17 protein-coding genes and 2 pseudogenes are annotated in these 17201 nt (G+C 48.3%); 6 read left to right on the forward strand and 13 right to left on the reverse strand.

From position 1 onward, the window contains the following. Positions 1-54: 54 nt before the first annotated feature. The 5 genes and pseudogenes from ACZOWY_RS03665 to ACZOWY_RS03685 form a co-directional block, all read right to left on the reverse strand. Positions 55-762: pseudogene (locus ACZOWY_RS03665) on the reverse strand (pseudouridine synthase); the annotation flags it as partial. A gap of 3 nt (positions 763-765) precedes the next feature. Continuing rightward, entirely contained in the window at positions 766-1341 is a 576-nt protein-coding gene (gene scpB / locus ACZOWY_RS03670) for an SMC-Scp complex subunit ScpB (RefSeq protein ID WP_484393046.1), read from the reverse strand. Continuing rightward, the gene (locus ACZOWY_RS03675; RefSeq protein WP_484393047.1) at positions 1325-2074 is read right to left on the reverse strand and encodes a segregation and condensation protein A; all 750 of its coding nucleotides are present in this window, start codon (positions 2072-2074) and stop codon (positions 1325-1327) included. Before ACZOWY_RS03675 ends, scpB begins: the two co-directional genes overlap by 17 nt. Positions 2075-2085: 11 nt before the next feature. Beyond that, positions 2086-2706: a site-2 protease family protein gene (locus ACZOWY_RS03680; protein ID WP_245763675.1), complete on the reverse strand. Its 621-nt coding sequence runs from the start codon at positions 2704-2706 to the stop codon at positions 2086-2088. 219 nt (positions 2707-2925) lie between these two features. Further along, complete coding sequence (locus ACZOWY_RS03685; RefSeq protein WP_484393050.1) at positions 2926-4362, reverse strand: YadA C-terminal domain-containing protein; 1437 nt, start codon at positions 4360-4362, stop codon at positions 2926-2928. Positions 4363-4730: 368 nt separating this feature from the next. Here ACZOWY_RS03685 and ACZOWY_RS03690 point away from each other — a divergent pair, with 368 nt between their 5' ends. Both ACZOWY_RS03690 and ACZOWY_RS03695 read left to right on the forward strand, forming a co-directional pair. Next, entirely contained in the window at positions 4731-5504 is a 774-nt protein-coding gene (locus ACZOWY_RS03690) for an esterase family protein (RefSeq protein WP_484393054.1), read from the forward strand. A 51-nt stretch (positions 5505-5555) separates the two neighbouring features. Continuing rightward, the gene (locus tag ACZOWY_RS03695) at positions 5556-6800 is read left to right on the forward strand and encodes an ATP-grasp domain-containing protein (protein ID WP_484393093.1); all 1245 of its coding nucleotides are present in this window, start codon (positions 5556-5558) and stop codon (positions 6798-6800) included. Positions 6801-7060: 260 nt separating this feature from the next. On the opposite strand, the gene ACZOWY_RS03700 is transcribed toward ACZOWY_RS03695, so the two are convergent. Next, complete coding sequence (locus ACZOWY_RS03700) at positions 7061-8962, reverse strand: capsule assembly Wzi family protein (RefSeq protein WP_484393058.1); 1902 nt, start codon at positions 8960-8962, stop codon at positions 7061-7063. A 495-nt stretch (positions 8963-9457) separates the two neighbouring features. Here ACZOWY_RS03700 and ACZOWY_RS03705 point away from each other — a divergent pair, with 495 nt between their 5' ends. Further along, positions 9458-10960 (forward strand): nucleotide sugar dehydrogenase, encoded by a 1503-nt coding sequence (locus ACZOWY_RS03705; RefSeq protein WP_484393060.1) that lies wholly within the window; start codon positions 9458-9460, stop codon positions 10958-10960. 307 nt (positions 10961-11267) lie between these two features. Further along, on the forward strand, positions 11268-11909 hold the full coding sequence (locus ACZOWY_RS03710) for a helix-turn-helix domain-containing protein (protein WP_484393064.1): 642 nt from the start codon (positions 11268-11270) through the stop codon (positions 11907-11909). A gap of 59 nt (positions 11910-11968) precedes the next feature. Here the strand turns inward: ACZOWY_RS03710 and ACZOWY_RS03715 are convergent, their stop codons facing one another. The 5 genes from ACZOWY_RS03715 to ACZOWY_RS03735 form a co-directional block, all read right to left on the reverse strand. Beyond that, positions 11969-12160, reverse strand: coding sequence for a PD-(D/E)XK nuclease domain-containing protein (locus ACZOWY_RS03715; RefSeq protein ID WP_484393067.1), 192 nt, complete (start codon positions 12158-12160; stop codon positions 11969-11971). A gap of 375 nt (positions 12161-12535) precedes the next feature. After that, complete coding sequence (locus ACZOWY_RS03720) at positions 12536-12850, reverse strand: type II toxin-antitoxin system RelE/ParE family toxin (protein ID WP_484393071.1); 315 nt, start codon at positions 12848-12850, stop codon at positions 12536-12538. Beyond that, on the reverse strand, positions 12847-13098 hold the full coding sequence (locus ACZOWY_RS03725; protein ID WP_484393073.1) for a hypothetical protein: 252 nt from the start codon (positions 13096-13098) through the stop codon (positions 12847-12849). Before ACZOWY_RS03725 ends, ACZOWY_RS03720 begins: the two co-directional genes overlap by 4 nt. Before the next feature lie 154 nt (positions 13099-13252). Continuing rightward, the gene (locus tag ACZOWY_RS03730) at positions 13253-14011 is read right to left on the reverse strand and encodes a geranylgeranyl reductase family protein (protein WP_484393095.1); all 759 of its coding nucleotides are present in this window, start codon (positions 14009-14011) and stop codon (positions 13253-13255) included. Then, positions 13948-14331 (reverse strand): hypothetical protein, encoded by a 384-nt coding sequence (locus ACZOWY_RS03735; protein WP_484393075.1) that lies wholly within the window; start codon positions 14329-14331, stop codon positions 13948-13950. Before ACZOWY_RS03735 ends, ACZOWY_RS03730 begins: the two co-directional genes overlap by 64 nt. A gap of 199 nt (positions 14332-14530) precedes the next feature. Here ACZOWY_RS03735 and ACZOWY_RS03740 point away from each other — a divergent pair, with 199 nt between their 5' ends. Together ACZOWY_RS03740 and ACZOWY_RS03745 are read left to right on the forward strand one after the other, a co-directional pair. Then, entirely contained in the window at positions 14531-14890 is a 360-nt protein-coding gene (locus tag ACZOWY_RS03740; RefSeq protein WP_484393077.1) for a hypothetical protein, read from the forward strand. A 125-nt stretch (positions 14891-15015) separates the two neighbouring features. Next, positions 15016-15402 carry a hypothetical protein gene (locus tag ACZOWY_RS03745; RefSeq protein ID WP_484393079.1) on the forward strand — a complete coding sequence of 129 codons (387 nt, stop codon included), beginning with the start codon at positions 15016-15018 and terminating at the stop codon, positions 15400-15402. A gap of 236 nt (positions 15403-15638) precedes the next feature. On the opposite strand, the gene ACZOWY_RS03750 is transcribed toward ACZOWY_RS03745, so the two are convergent. Continuing rightward, a complete protein-coding gene (locus ACZOWY_RS03750; protein ID WP_484393083.1) occupies positions 15639-16871 on the reverse strand; it encodes an abortive infection system toxin AbiGii family protein in 1233 nt (410 codons plus the stop codon). A gap of 16 nt (positions 16872-16887) precedes the next feature. Beyond that, positions 16888-17201 (reverse strand): annotated as a pseudogene (locus ACZOWY_RS03755) (hypothetical protein); the annotation flags it as partial.

The raw sequence follows: 17201 nt of genomic DNA on the forward strand, positions 1-17201 counted from the left end.
ACGTTCCGCTGCACTTTCCGGTTTCCCTTCCGGATCGCGTTTCAGGCCGCAGGCAGCCCGCAGCTCTTCAATTTCTTCATTAAATAATTCGCGGCAGTCGCCCCGTCGGAGTCCGTCCAGGGTCAGAGTGCCCATCATCACGCGCCGCAGATACCGCACCGGGAACCCGATGGCATCACACATGCGCCGAACCTGCCGGTTCCGTCCTTCGTGGATCGTCACGTTAAAATGCGTCAGGTTTTTCTCGTAATCATAGGCTTTCAGGTCCACCAGCGCCGGCGCGGTCATGCCGTCTTCCAGCTTCAGGCCCACCCGGAGCATGTCCAGTTTTTCCTGAGGTACGATGCCCGGCACCGTCACCTCATAGGTCTTATTAACTTCATGGCTGGGATGGGTCAGGGCCTGAGCCAGCTCCCCGTCATTGGTCAGCAGCAGCAGCCCTTCCGTATTGTAGTCCAGCCTTCCCACCGGGTACACCCGCTGGGGAATATCTTTTACGTAATCCGCTACGGTCTTCCGGCCTTCCGGGTCCTTCATGGTGGTCACCACACCACGGGGCTTGTAAAACAGCAGATAGGTCTTGCGTTCCCGGTGGATAGGATGCCCGTCAACCATGATGAAGGCATTGGGTCCTACCTTGGTACCTAATTCCTTCACCACTTTGCCGTTCACCTTTACGCGACCGGCAGTAATATATTCTTCCGCTTCCCGGCGGGAAGCCACGCCGGCCTGGGCCAGCACTTTCTGTAATCTCTCTTCCATGACTTATTCCTCCGCTGCCTCCATGTCCAGCAGGGAAAGCTGCTGGGGATGCCGGGCCGCGTCTTCCGCCAGTATGTCCGGCATGGCAGGCAGGTCCTTCAGGGACTTCAGCCCAAACACTTCCAGAAACCGTTTGGTCGTCTTGTACAGAATGGGGCGGCCTGCCGTTTCCTTGCGGCCTGCCTCCGCGATCAGTTCCCACTCCAGCAGGGTGTTGACAACGCCGTCTACCTTTACCCCGCGGATGGCTTCCATCTCCGCCCGCGTAACCGGCTGGCGGTACGCGATGATCGCCAGCGTCTCCATGGACGCATTGGTCAGCTTTAATTCCTGGGTACTGGCCAGCTGCAGGATCGCCTCGTGGTGGCACGCCTTGGTACAAAGCTGCCAGCCTTCCGCCACTTCCCGCAGTTCCAGCCCGCGGCTTTCATTCGTATAGTCTTCCTGGAGCCGTCCCAGCAGCTCCCAGGTCTGGGGCCTGTTCAACCCCAGCAGTTCCGCCAGCTGCGGCACACCGAGAGGTTCCCCTGCCGCAAACAGCAGCGCTTCCAGCTGTCCCAGCTTATACTCCTGCTGCATCCGGTTCCCCTCCTATCAGTACCGGCTCCGGCACGGTACGCAAAAATAAATAGATCGGCGCAAAGGCCTGACTCTGGCTGATGCGCACCACCTGTAAACGAAGCAGTTCAAGCACCGCCAGAAACGACGCCACCATCTCGCCACTGCTGCCCGATTTCACAAAGGCCTTTTCAAATTCAATGCCTTCGGGATACTCTCCCAGCAGCCTGATGATCTCCTGCATCTTGGTTCCCACGTCATATTCCTGCCGCTCCACCACGGCCATCTGTTGCCGCAGCGGGCCGGTCAGCCCGGCCAGGGCCAGCAACAGGTCGCTCACCGGATACGCATGCAGGTTCCGCAGTTTGCTGTCGGCAAAATACGGCTTGCGGGTATGCTGCCGGGCCGCCGTCTGTTTCATCGTCTCCAGCTGTTTTGCCACCGCCTTGATGCAACGGTATTCCAGCAGCATCTGTACCAGCATATCCCGGGGGTCCGCTTCATCCTCGTCCTCCAGCTCTGTCTTGGGCAGCAGCATGCGGGACTTGATCTGCAGCAGCAGGGAGGCCATCACCAGAAACTGGCTGGCCGCTTCCAGATCCGTTTCCGTAAAGGAATGCAGATAGGAAATGTACTGGTCAGTGATGGAAACTATAGGGATATCGTAGATATCCATCTTATTCTTTTCAATTAAATGTATCAACAGGTCCAGAGGCCCTTCAAAATCAAGGACCCGGACCACCGGATCAGTCATAAGAGGTTCTCCTAAAACAGTATGCTCGCAATCCCGTAACAGATCTTCAGGTACCAGGAAGCCAGGGGCCCGATGATCATATTGGAGATACCGCTGTACACGATGAGGACCAGGACGATAAAACCGTACTGCCCTACAAAGCGTTCAAATTTGTACGCTGTTTCGTAGTCCATAAAGGTCTCCAGAATCTTGGAACCGTCCAGCGGCGGGATCGGGATCAGATTGAAGAACGCGAACCAGACATTGTACAGCATGAGCCAGTACAGGAACTGGTTCACCATGTTGCTGGACATGCCCAGACTGCCCCGGGCCGTCATAATCAGAACCGCCACGAAGCACAGGAACAAATTGGCCAGCGGACCGGCCGCGGAAACCTTCAGCTGTCCGGAACGGTAATCCTTATAGTACCGGGGATCGATCTCCACCGGTTTGGCCCAGCCGAAGCCGCACAGCACCAGCATCAGGGTACCCACGATATCCAGATGGGCCAGCGGGTTCAGGGTCAGCCTGCCCTGCAGGCCGGGCGTGGGATCCCCCAGGCTGTCGGAAACGCAGGCATGGGCGTATTCGTGAATGGTCAGCGCAATCAAAAGCGCCGGAGCACGGAACATTAACGTAGAAAAGTCTAACACAGGCGTGTCCTCCGTTTTTTATTTATTTAATATGAAGAAAATTTTGTACACATATAACCAATTTATTATAGCGCAAAAGCAGCATGTTGTCTATGAATTAAGTGTAAAATCGACAGGACCTGCAATTTAAAGACAAACAACAAAACAGCCGCAGAATAATCTGCGACTGTTATAAAAACGGGTTGCCGTATGCAATTTCAAACACGACAGGCAGACGCCTTATTTCCCGATCTTCGCTTCCAGACGGGCAAGAGCTTCTTTCAATGCGGCAATCTCATCTGCCTGCCGCGCGTTTTGCCCTTCTAACGATGTGATCTTTTCGTCCTGGGCCGCTATCTTCCTGGCCATGGCGGCCTTGCTGGTGGAAACGCCCTTATCCAGCGCGAAGCTCACGCCTACATTCAGCAGGTTTTCTCCGTTGCCCATGCTGCCGCCCATGCTGAACATCACCTGGTCGGTAGGACGGTAGAACAGTCCTAACGCCATAGCGTTGGCATCCCGGTAATTACCGAAGCCCGCCGCCATGCTGAACTTGCCGTCCGTGTCCATCGGATGGAGCGCTGCCAGTGCCGCCGCGCCGGCGCCCACTTTGTTGATCTTGCTGTCCACATTGTCGATACGGTGGCTGACCTCATCCAGGCCTGCGCCGGTTCCAACTGTCAGTGCAGCCAGTTCCGTATCCAGCGCGCTCAGGTTATCACCTACGCTGTTAGAAGCTTTCACATAATTACCGTCCGCAGCAACCCGGGTTTCGTTGTACACAGTGTCGCCGGTTACGATGCCTGTATTAGCGGATTCCACTTTGCCGTCCGTCTTCACCGATACTGTGTACGTGTCGACACCGCTGACATCCGAATTCGCAACGCTTACCGGACCTTCCCCGACGACATTGATGGCGTCTTTGGCAAGGTCTTTTACTGCTGACTTTCCTGTTTCAGTCAGGTTATCCATGTCCGCGTTGGCTTTCGTGTCAACAAAATTGTCAATCGCCTTTTCTGCGGCAGTAACACGTCCATCAAGCCCAGCTATCGCACCGTTCATCGTGCTGATGGTTGCGGCCGTTTCTTCTTTGTAGGTATTGAACTCAGCTTTGTCAAGTTTGCCGGTTTTTAAATCGCTGATGTCCTGTTGAATTACCGGTATTGCCTTTTCTGCGTCAGTAACACGTCCATCAAGCCCAGCTATCTTACCGTTTTCTGTAGTTTCAAGATCCGCAATTGTTTTGTAAATATTTGGTATTATTACATTAATATTACTATCAATCGCACTTTCGGCAGCATCCATTCGGAGGTCAAGTGCAGATATCGCAGCGGTTTCTGCAGTTTCAAGATCCGTAATAGCTTGGGCCGTTACATTGATTGCGTCCTGTACCGTTTTACCACCCCAGTCCCCTGCAAGCAGGTCTTCGGTTACTTTTATACGACCTTCCAGTTCCGCTTTAACTGCAGTTAAAGAGGCAGTCGTTGCGCCGCCCCCCTTATCCAAAATATCAGAAGCTGCAATATAACCGTAGGAATCTGGTGTTAATTCTCCACCAGAATAAGATATACCTTCTACCGGAGCAGCAAAGCCTGTAGCCATCACGCCGCCGGAAAGCAGAGCAGTCATAACAGCAGTTGCCAGAGCTTTCTTTGTCATTTTGAATGTTTTTCTCATAGCAATGTCACCCCCGTAAACTAAATGGCATTATGGTTAGAAATTACATTATTTTGTAACATCTCTGGTTAAATTATACTAAAAATTCATGCAACATGCAAATCCTTTATAGTTATCTTACCTACTGCCCGCTCCTCCGTAAAAACATGCCGGTGCCTTTTTCCGAGCGGAAAATATTATAATCGTAATCATTTACGCAGAACCATCCCTCGCCTTTCGTTCCTTTTACACGGATCCAGGTGGCATCCCCTTTTCCGCCGGCAGCTGTTGTTTCATATGCATTTTATTTATCTTCAAACTTATGATATAATAAATTTAAGCAAACTTCAGTCATTCTGAAACTTTTATCATAAAGGAGCGTGTTACCCATGCCATCACGTTATGACATAAATCATTTCAGCAACCACCTCTGGCGCAACATGAACATCCGCGTCTACGGAACTAAAGGTTGGCCGCTGCTGGTGTTTCCTACCCAGGATTCCATGTGCGACAATTACGAGAACTTCGGGATGATCGATGAGCTGGCCGAATACATTGACGAAGGCCGGTTCCAGCTGTTCTGTGTGGACACCGTAGACAGCGAAAGCTGGTCCGACAACTACGGGGACAAGGTGCTGCGGGCAGAGCGGCAGGAAAATTATTACCGGTACATCACCGAGGAAGTCGTGCCCCTGATCCACGAGCACAATCACTCAGGGTTCCGGCCCCTGACCACGGGCTGCAGCATGGGAGCCACCCACGCCGCCATCGTGTTCCTGCGCCGTCCCGATCTGTTTGAAGGGGTCATCGGGTTCTCGGGCTGCTACGACGCCCATTATTTTTTCGGCGCCTGGATGAACAACACCCTCTACGACAACTCCCCCGCCACCTTTTTGCCGAACCTGCCCGCCGGGCATCCGTATATCAACCAGTACAACCAGCGTGTCATTATCTTATGTGTAGGCCAGGGCGCCTGGGAAGACGAAGGCATCCGCTCCCTGCGCATACTGGACGAAGCCTTCCGGGCCAAAGGCATCGCTGCCTGGTGCGACTTCTGGGGTTACGATGTCAACCACGACTGGCCCTGGTGGAAGAAGATGTATCAGTATTTCCTGCCCCACGTGCTGAACCACTGCCGGGCCCACGGACTGGAAGATGAATAAACCTGAACAATTGGCGGAACCACTCTCACCGCCGGGAAGGACCACATCATGATGAACTTTATTTTTATCTCTCCCCAGTTTCCCCGCACCTATTGGAACTGGTGCGACCGGCTGAAAAAAAACGGAGCCAACGTGCTGGGCATCGGCGACACCCCCTACGATCAGCTGCAGCCGGAACTGAAACAGTGCCTGACGGAGTATTATAAAGTTGAAACGCTGGAAGACTACGACCAGGTGTTCCGGGCCGTTGCTTTCTTCAGCTTCAAATACGGAAAGATCCACTGGCTGGAATCCAACAACGAATACTGGCTGGAACATGATGCCATGCTCCGGACTGATTTCAATATCCTCTCCGGGCCGGATGCGGAGGAGATCGAAGCCTACCGCAGCAAAGCGGCCATGAAGCCCTATTACAAAAAGGCCGGCGTGCCCACGGCACGGCAGACCCTGATCACCACCCGGGACGAAGCGGAAACCTTCATTAAAAAGGTGGGCTACCCTGTCATCGTAAAGCCGGAATACGGCGTTGGGGCCGCGGCCACCTGGCGACTGGAAAATGCGGATGATCTGGAGGCCTTCTTTGCGGAGAAGCCGGAAGACTCCTATGTCATGGAAGAATACGTGCATGGCTGGATCTGTTCCTACGACGCCATCGTGGATTCCCAGAGCAACGTGCTGTTTGAATCCATGAGCATCTCCCCGCCCATCATGGATATCGTGAACGAGCAGACCGAACTGGTCTTCTATGTACCGCCCAGCGTGGAACCCCAGCTTCGGGAACGGGGCCGGGCCACGGTAAAATCTTTCGGTGTGAAGAGCCGTTTCGTGCATATGGAATTTTTCAAGCTGACCAAAGCCAAAAAGGGACTGGGCAAAGTGGGAGATTTCGTAGGGCTGGAAGTGAACATGCGCCCCGGCGGCGGTTACATGCCCGACATGATGGACTTCGCCCACTCTACCGACGTGTACCAGCTCTGGGCCGATATGATCTGCTTCGATGAACGACGCCTGCCCGAACAACCGGACCAGCAGTACTGCGTATTCTTCGGACAGCGGGACCGGTTCCGCTATGTACACAGCAAGGAAGAAATCCTGGCCAGATACGGCGACCGGATCAAAATGTGTGAACGGATGCCCGACATCCTTTCCAGCGCCATGGGCAACCAGATGTACACCGCCCTGCTGGCGACCAAAGAGGATATGGATGAATTTGTGGCGTATGTGGGTGAAAAAGAAAAGGACGCCATCGATTACGAAGGCGCCTATGAGCAGGAAGAATGCCATCAGGCAGACTGAAAGTCGCGTTGTGGGCAAAGCTTCGAAAACTGTTCACGTTTGTGATTCCATGGACTCATTCGCCTGTGGCTTCAAAACTCGGTGCTTCGCACCTCAGACAGTTGAAGCCACGGGCGGCTCATTTCATCTCATGGAATTACACAAACGTTCTCAATGTTTTTTTCAGCTTCGTCCACAACGCTCAACATCTATGCTGCTTAAGTAGTATAAAAAAACGACGGATTGCTCCGTCGCTTTTTATTTATGTATCACTGATTAAATCAATACTGGTGCTCCCACATCACGCGGACGATCTTGTCCTTGGCGCCGAAGCCGTACTTGCCGCCGCGGTGAATATCCGACAGGCCTGCCATAAAGCTCAGGGAGTCGTTGTTGCCCAGCAGCTTGTCATAGGTCAGCCAGGCGTTCTTCACTTTATAATCAGACTTGTCGGCCTGATCCAGTTTCCAGTAGGAACCGTGGAAGCCGATCTTGTCGCTGGCGCTGGCGTAATAGTTGATGTTGCCGTAGTATCGGTCCGCACTGGCTCCCATGGCGTTGCCCATGATATCGTTATGATAGGTCCAGCCGGCCTGGTATCTGCCGTGACCGTACCAGGGGTTCCCGGTATGGCCCGCTTCCAGCCGCATATCCCAGGCTCCGTCGTAGCTGAGACGCGGAATATAAATGCCGGCGGTAAAGGCTTTCTTCGCCGGGAACGCATGAGCCTGGTCCTCGCCGTACAGTTCGCCGTAAATCTGCAGGCCCGGCATACGCCAGCGGAAATCCAGACCGGCGATGTCGTTCCATTTATCATCATGGTATGCGTTATGGCCGTACATCCATTTCCAGATATCGCCTTTGCGGAAGCCGTTGCCTTCGCCGCCCAGCATGGAGCCACGGGCCATGCCCAGGGTGAAGTTCTTCCAGACCAGGTCGGCCCGGAACCCTAACAGCCAGGGATGCTCATGATCCTTGACGCCGCCTTCGGTACGCGCCTCCCCGTCCAGACGGGACGCAAAGGCGGTAAACTTGGTCTGCCCCAGGAACTTCAGCGCGCCACGGCTCTTGGGCTGCAGCTCGTTGCTGATCTTCAGCATGGTGCGGGGACGGGCATTATTGCTGAACAGGAGGTTCCCCGTCGTACCCTGGCCCCAGGCAATGGCCTGTTTGCCGATGTCGATATTCCAGATACCCACGCGGGTAGTCAGATACCCCTCGTCCAACGATGCCGTGCCGTGATCCCTGTCGTCCCAGGCCGCCCGGACCGTGGCAGACAAAGCCATATCGCGGCCCAGATTGCCGTCCATGTACACAGACGCATTGGCATTGAAACCGTCCTGGTAGCGGTGTCCGTTGCGGTTCTGGCTGAAGGACTGCCAGCGGGTATTTTTCAGATTCTTATAGGTATAGCCTTCCTTGCTGTGCAGATCGGTCCCTGCCAGTTCCAGCTTCGTGCTCTGCACCTTGAACCCGGTCTCCGGTTTTTCTCCATTATTATAAGCTTCGATCTGGGCGATTTCCGGTGCCAGTGCCTGTTCCAGACGGGCGACCATGTTCACCACGTAATCTGCCGCTGCCGGATCCTTTTTCAGACCATCCTTCGCCTCCAGCGTCCAGCGGGCCATATCCATGCGGGAATAGGGACGGGTACCGTACAGCATGGATTTGAGATAGCCCATGCCGTCCAGCTTTTCAATATAATCATAATAGATGCTGCCAACCGGCATGTTCGTGCTCACCGGCAGCTTGCTGTTGGGATATTTCACCGTATTGATCTTTTTTTGCGGCGGCGCCGACAGCAGCGGCACATCCGCAGCAGAATTGTCTGCCTCCACACCTGCGGAAGACTCCCGGGCAGCCGGAGCGGAATACGAAACCCGTTCCTGATCCGCGTTAACGCGCTGCGGGGTTTCCGATACCCTGCCTGTAACAGGCTTCACTCTTGCATCTGCCACCGGGGTGGTGGTATCCGGCTGTGCTTTCCGTACACGGCTGCCATAATCCACCGTACGGTCGCCGGCCTGCACGCTGCGCACGCGACTGCTGTCCGCCGTAGCCGCAGCATCTACTTTTCGTACTCTGGAAGACAGCGCTCCGTCATCCGGGGCTGCCAGAACCGGCGGGCAGGAAGCCATACCCAGGATCAGGGCTGTCATGACCAGACTTAATGATTTGTTCATAACGTTCACCACTTAACTTTATTTGCCAGAATTCAGCATATAATGTACTACATAAAAATTGTATTACACAAAAATTCATTTTATTATATCACACTTTTACCAAAAGCAAAAGTAAATTATAACAACCATTATTTCGCTGCCATCCGGGCAGCTGTGTAATCATAAAAATTTGTTTTGGATTCCTCCGATTTTTAAGGTCTGTTTGTTGCTGCCGGGATGGTTTTCCCAATAGGACAAAAAATAGGAACTATAACATTTTTCTTTGTTACCATTAAAAACAAAATTTATTAAACTATACAAAATAATTATTTTCTCGTTTTTTACAATTATTCCTTTTATCTGTTGAGTAAATACAGCAATAATGCTATAATGCTTTCGAATTATATTTATATTTTGCGGAGCTTAACCAGTTATTTAAAATAACATTTTTACTTCTTATATTGCATTCAGGTACTCCTTACAAATTCTAATACATCTGAACAGGGAGGCATACCTATGAAAAAACTATCCCTGCCCCTTCTTGCTGAAACCGTCGTAACCAAACGCAAGGCCCTGAACCTGACCCAGAAGCAGGTAGCAGAAAAAGCCAACATGAACCGTTCCATGCTGAGCAAGCTGGAATCGCAGGAGTATACTCCGTCCATCGAGCAACTGCAGGCGCTGGCGGAAGTACTAAACTTTGAGCCTACCGATATGTTTACAGAAGAAACGGAACCCCTGCCTGCACCGGAACGCAGCTACAAAATCGCTGTAGCGGGCACCGGCTATGTAGGCCTGTCGCTGGCCGTACTGCTGGCCCAGCATAACGAAGTGACCGCGGTAGATATCATCCCGGAAAAAGTGGAAAGCTTAAACAATTACATTGCGCCCATCCAGGATGACTACATTGAAAAATATCTGGCAGAAGCAAAAGAAGGCAAACGCACCCTGAACCTAAAAGCCACGCTGGATGGCTCCGCAGCCTACAAAGACGCGGACTTCATCATCGTCTCCGCCCCTACCAACTACGATCCGAAGCAGAACTTCTTTGACTGCTCTGCCGTAGAAGCCGTGCTGAAGCTGGTAAAAGAAAGTACCAAAGACAGAGAAGTCAAGCCCACAATCGTTATCAAATCCACCATCCCGGTAGGGTACACCAAACATGTGCGGGAAAAGATGCAGATGGACAATATTATTTTCAGCCCGGAATTCCTTCGGGAATCCAAAGCCCTCTACGATAACCTGTACCCCAGCCGCATCATCGTCGGTACAGACGATATCACAAAAAATGAAGCCCGCACCTTCGCCTCCCTTCTGCAACAGGGCGCTATTAAAAACCCAGTCGATGTACTGTTCATGGGGCTTACGGAAGCCGAAGCAACCAAACTGTTCGTCAACACGTATCTGGCACTGCGTGTCTCCTACTTCAACGAGCTGGACACCTATGCGGAAATGAAAGGGCTGGACACGGCTGCCATCATCAAGGGCATCTCGCTGGATCCCCGGGTGGGCGATTACTATAACAACCCCTCCTTCGGCTACGGCGGTTACTGCCTGCCCAAGGACACCAAACAACTGTTAGCCAACTACAAAGATGTGCCGGGGAACCTGATCAAGGCCATTGTGGAAAGCAACCGTACCCGGAAAGACTATATTGCGGACAAGGTGTTGGAGATTGCCGGAGCCTACGGCGGCAGCGAAGCTTACTCTACGGAAAAAGAAATCCGTCTGCAAGAAATCATAGTAGGCGTATACCGCCTTACCATGAAATCCAATTCCGACAACTTCCGCCAGTCTTCCATCCAGGGCATAATGAAGCGGATCAAAGCCAAAGGCGCTACGGTCATCATCTATGAACCTACGCTGGAAAACGGCACCACCTTCTTTGGCAGCAAAGTCATCAATAACATTAAGAAGTTTAAATCCATGTGCGGCTGCATCATTGCCAACCGCTATGACGCAGTACTGGATGACGTACAAGACAAGGTTTACACGCGGGACCTGTTCCGAAGGGATTAACGACTCTACATGTATGAACATAAACGCATTCCTATATACAAAAGCCCGGCACTCGGCCGGGCTAATTATATCCACCGCTTTTTCGCTGCCATCCGGACAGCTGTGAAATCATAAAATTTTACTATTAAACAGTTTTTTTAATAACAATTCACTTCTCAGCTTCAGTGTCACCTCGGTGATATTTTTGTTTTCCATTTGCTTGACTTAAATATCACTACAGTGATATAATAATGTCAAATGATAAAATGACTGGAGGAAGCCTGATGGAACATTTGTATGCAGGATATTCTGAGAGGGGGCATTACGAATGACGATCCGCGCATACCAGGAAACATATCTGAGTAAGGCGCAGGCCGCACTTGGTGATGCCTTTGACTACGCTATTAACACCTGCGGCATCCCAGGTGAAAGTTTCATAAAATTCTTCGCCGCGAGTTCTGTCAGCAAACGGATAGAGAATGGGGAACCGCTTTTTCTTGCAGGGAAAAGCGGAATCGATATTGCGTCAGATGTCATGCTGGAAACAACCGGCAAACAGTTAGAGTCTGAACCGCAGGAGCATTTCGGACGGTCACGGGAATACTGGATCGGCTGGGCCGTATGCTACTACCAGTGGTATTCCGCGAGAAGCTTCAAAGAAATCTTTGCGGTTCTGTCTTTTCATGATCTGCAGAACATGTACTACACACTACATGAAGCCGATATAACCAAATTCGCTGTTATCGCGGATGAACAGGTTCGGGATCACTTTAAGGATACGAATCTGAAACGCATCCGCACAGTCTACGGGTGCACCCAATCCGAGCTTGCAAAACGCTCCGGCGTCAGTCTCCGCTCCATCCAAATGTATGAACAGCGGAACAAAAACATCAATAAAGCAAGCGTCGAATCGCTTTACCGTATCTCCAAAGTTCTCGGCTGCACCATCGAAGATCTGCTCGAAAAATAAAACCTTTTCAATACTTCTCTTACTTTTTTTCGTACTCAGCCATCCACTACTACTAATCATTATTCAGCGACTTTAATGCAACCTTCTATAACCCAGTCCACAAGCTTGCGAGTTTTGGAATCAAATGCAACACCGATTTTATACAAATCCCTGTCATCCGCCACAAACGGCAACGCATAATCTTTACTTTCGATTTGCTCTAACGCAACAGAAGCTGTAGTATCACACTTATAAAACAGTAACCCTCTCAACCGAACAAGAACCTTTGTGCTGAACTACTCGAATTTTTCGATTAGTTGCATTTACTTCAATTCGTGAATTTTATAAACTTATTTTAAATTGTAATTAATGTTAAATCTTTGAAGCGAGATTATTATAACAGTCAAATGTAAATCTATAAACAATATAAAATCTTAATGTACCCTGAATTCATCGAGAAACACTCCTGCTTCTTCCATTTCATATTTTACAAGTATCTTCAATAAACTCTCATTTCAAAAAACTAAGGTAATTATCTTATGTCTGTATATAATTTGATAGGAACTATCTTATTGGGCGCTCACTTTGTAAATCCCCAATATAACAACCATTATATAGCAAAAGCCCGACTTTCAGTCGGGCTAAACCTATTCCTTCATCACCCTGTCAATATCCTGCAGGTCATGGAACATACGGTCAACAATCGCCGTATCACCACATAAACGATACAACAGATAATAATTATGTCTTCGCAACCTAATTTTCCTATAATCACTAAGCTCCAAATCTTCCAACGGCTTTAGTATCCCAGCAACCTTCGAAAGCTCCTCTATTGTTTCGTCATAATCATCAAGAATGGCTTTTGCAGCTTGTCGATTTAACTTTTCAACAAGCAAATAGTAAACAAAATTATCCAAGTCGTCCTGCACATCATCCGCAACTACTACTTTCCACGTTTTCATAAGCCATACTTTTCCCTTATGTTAGCTGATGCCTGGTGTGCTTCCAACACACGTCCTTCCTCAGCATTTTTCCGTGCAATCGCCAACTGATCCACTATTTCTTCACGCGTAAGATGTTTGTAAGGATTATATCTTTCCTCGCGTACCTTCTCCTTAGCCGAAAGACGTTTCACAAATTCATTTATAACTAACAGATCTGCTTCCGGAAGATTCTGCATCATAGAAACAGTTGATTCATATGTTGTCATAATGTTTTACCCCCTTTTGGCAGTATTTTTCTTGTCATCATTAATTTCTTTGCAAACCTTTGTTCGTGTTTATTTTATCACATACTTCTTAAAAAGTAAAGTAAAAAACTTTTCAGTGTGAACAAAAATAATAGAAGCCCTAACTTCTCTCCACTCACACACGCCGTTTCCCAAACCCCGAGACGACAGAACAGGCAACAGCGTAATGCTGCTTCAGGTTCGCGGAAGACTTCTTCACACAATTAACATGAGGCTGCATAGCCTCCTCATAGGAAACAGTTTCCACGAACGAAGATTCCGAAGCAGGCACAGACGAAGAGTCAGGCTGGTTTCCGGCGCCAGCCAAGGAAGCAGCCAATGCCCGGGCAGATAAAAGCGCATAGTGGATCCCGCCGCCGGTAAAGGCATCGTTCAGCCCGGCTGCGTCTCCCAGCAAATAGGTACGTGTTCCAATCCGGAGCAGAACATCGTCCCCTTCCGGAATAAAGGCACCCGAAAACCGGAGCGGCGACACAATTCCCAACTCCGCACAGAATTCAGTGAGGCGCTTATGACATGTTTCCATAGCATCAGCACCCAGATTATGGTAACCGCAGCCCACAGTGGCATCTTCTCCCCGGGGAATATACCAGCAATATCCCTGGGAGCCCTTCGTCAAACGTCCCACAGCCTCCCTCCGGATCAGCGGGACTGCCGCTTCCAATGCCAGATAAACCCGCGGCTGCCTTCCGGTCAGCAGACGCCGCACATTAGACACAGCGCCGTCTGCACCGATCAGATACCGGTAGCGCAATGTAAACATTTCTTTTGTCTGAAGGTCAATACACTCCGCCAGCCCGGCCTCATCATTCACGGAAAGAACCTTTGTATGATACAGGATCTGCCCGCCTTCTGCCAGAAAGCGGTCACGGATATAATCATCAAGCCGTTTGCGGGCAGCGCCCGGAAAGTGATACTGCCGCCCGGGTCAACGCCCAGGGCTTCCATGATTAACTTCTTTGCCAAAGCTTTGCCCCTAATTCGCAAGTAACCGCTCAGCGAAGCGGCATGGGGGATATCAACGCCGGCAGTTTCTCCGGCCACTGTCCGCAGATAACCGCGCAGCGCAGCACCCGGGCTCTTTTGCGACGTCATCCCCGCCTCACCCGGTACATCGGCTGTCGGTCTGCAACCCGGCATGGCTCTGCGAAGCTCATTCCTTTCGTCCCACACGCACATAGACTCTATCCGCATGGGAACAAGACCCGCTTCATCCACCGTTTGCCCAAAGATGTCATAAAACGCTGCTTCGGCATCAACAACCAGATATTCCGTTTTCTGAATTTCAAGATGAGGTTTGTTTATATAGTGTTCCTTCTTTTGTTATTTTTCTTTCTTCTATGATATTATGATATAATGTTTGCATAAAACTTATAGGAAAGGAGGTTCCCTTATGCAACCATCTTCCCCTTTCGCTCTTCCTGACTGGCTTGCAATTACGTCTCTTGTGGTTTCTATTCTTTCTCTTTTTATAGGTTGGTTTGCCGTTTATCAAGCTAATGCATCTGCGAAGAGAGCAGAAGAATTAAACGCCCAAACACAAGAATCTTTAAAGCAAATATCTTCTAGTGTAAAAACTATTGAAAATATTGTGAATATCCAACAAGCCCAACAGATGAGTGTAATCGCAAAGACTCAAGAACGACTGGTTGATGTTGTAACGAACACCACAAATGCAAATCAAAATGCGTATATAGAAAGTTTAATTGACAAGAAATTATCCAGCATGAGCGCAGACGAACACTATTACTAATGACCAAGCCGCTGTTAACATTATAATAATTAATTATTAGTATTAAGAAATGCCAAAACAAATATAATTGTGATGACGGATTATTACCGATGATTTCATTGCCCATAAATATTAAGGAGGTTCATATGCAAAATAGAATTGATATTAAAGCTGTAAAGTTGAATGCCGTTGGCACACTTTTGAATAATCCAGAAACCGGTTTGTCCAGAAATAAAATTATTCTTGTTACCAGCGCTTCGTTGATCTATGGGACTTTTGTTGATCAGAACGAACTTACCGTAGATGCCAAAAGTGCAGAATTAGCATTACATAAGATAACACTGGATGCTGCCAAAAGCGCTTTTCAAGAAAGCCCTGAAGAAACGATAAACAATTCTGTTTCTATCATTTTAAAGAATGTTACCATAATACCCTTTTCTGCACCGAATGTTAAAATAAACTTGGCAACGTTAAGTGTTTTTTCTGACCAAATCGTTGGATATACTTATGGAGATTTTTCAGAAAGCCAATAATCTATTTCTCATCTACTAAAACAAACCGTTTCTCGCTATTAATAATTACCAGAAATTAGTATAACGTAATAGAATTATTAACCCAGAACCTGACAATGCCAGACTACATTTCTACCCAAACACGCCCAGCTTCTTTAGCTCTATAACAACGCTGCGCATTGTATATGCCCACTGTTATGCAAACTGAATTATAGCGCAGTTAGTATTCTTTTCCTTTCAGATTACTTCGAATTACCCTATTTCTCTACCAACTCTTTAACTTGGCTCTCCGTCATATACTTTTGGTTTAATGTCCATGCTCTGTCTGGCCTATCCGTAATATATACAACGCCACTTTCTTTCTTTTCATCATCCCAAACAATGTTCGTTATAATAAAGTCTTTCATTTCCATATGAGAATAAATATCAAAACTGCTTCCCAACAGCGTATGCTCTTCAGGACCGCTCACAAACTTGTATATGACATTGTCTTTGCCAATCAAATTCTCCATACCTATGTTATCCTGAGTTGGGTGAAACCCTCCTATGCGAAAATGATTAAAAGGATGATTCCAAATTATCTCTTTGTTTTCAATAAGGCATGTCTTCAGTTCTGCAAAAAACTGGGCAGAATCATAATCAAAATCAGCGTCTGGCTTGAAATGTACTGCCAAAATTGTTTCTAATTGCAAAAGTGTTTCCCAAAACAAAATCGTTTCGTCAACCTTTTCATAATCAGGTTTAATATCACCTTGATTCGATGTTATTAACTTACCATTAATTTTTATTTTTCCATTAAGTAAGTCCCTGAAAATATGCAAAGCCCTAACTGCATCCTCTACTGTATCCGCCTTTTCCGGTTTAACATTACAAATAAATCTTACCGGTTGATCGACATTAGTTTTTGAATTTTCAGTATTTACATCTGATACCAAGGGATTATACATATACATTTCAATCGTCAACGCCGGAAAATCAATACTTGTATACTTTTCTTCTACTAAGCTGTCATACGCCTGTTGCTGTATACTAATCTCAACTATATCCCCCTCCATACTTTCAAAAACAAATTTTACCGCTTTCAACAATGGATTAGGTTTTATAATTCTTTCATATTCAGCATTGTTACTAATCAAAGGATTACCCATCAGCATGCTATCCGGAATTAGTTTTTCTTCATTACCGACCTTAAGATCCTTAATATGAATACTACGTTGCGTCCTATACAGATATTCCGGAAGCTTTGCTGCTGGAAGTATACTTAATACTTTACGTAAATCCGCATCTTCTTTATCTAAATCCAAATTAAATGCACCTTTAATTGCCTTCCCAGCTTTAACTGCTTCTGATCTTGGTATTGTTATATAATTACCATTTATATCTTTCCCAAATGTAAAGTTAGACGGCAGTTCTTTTTTAATCAGTTCTATAACTTCCTGTGGTATGTCCGTTTTTTTATTTTTAAATGTACCCGTAAAGCTACCCAGCATACTATCAACTCCCAAATCACAAATTATCTGCAAAACAGCTGCTTATTTCAACTTTTGCCATAAGCATATGCTTTTCTTCATCCATCATGGACAAGGAATTTATAGTCGTAATCGTTTTTCGTGCTGCTTCCTCATCCGGCACCAATATATAACGTACATCCTGCCATTCAAACTGAAGCCAACATTCTTTATGACTTCGCAAAACCTTGGAAAAGATTTCTTTAGCATGATTATTGGTCATCTCCTGTGGCAGAATTAAATCTAAATCTTTTGGGAATCTGTCAGAAGGGATATATCTCCATTCACATTCATCTTGATAAATGTAATTCA

The sequence above is a fragment of the Succiniclasticum sp. genome, from assembly GCF_056977735.1.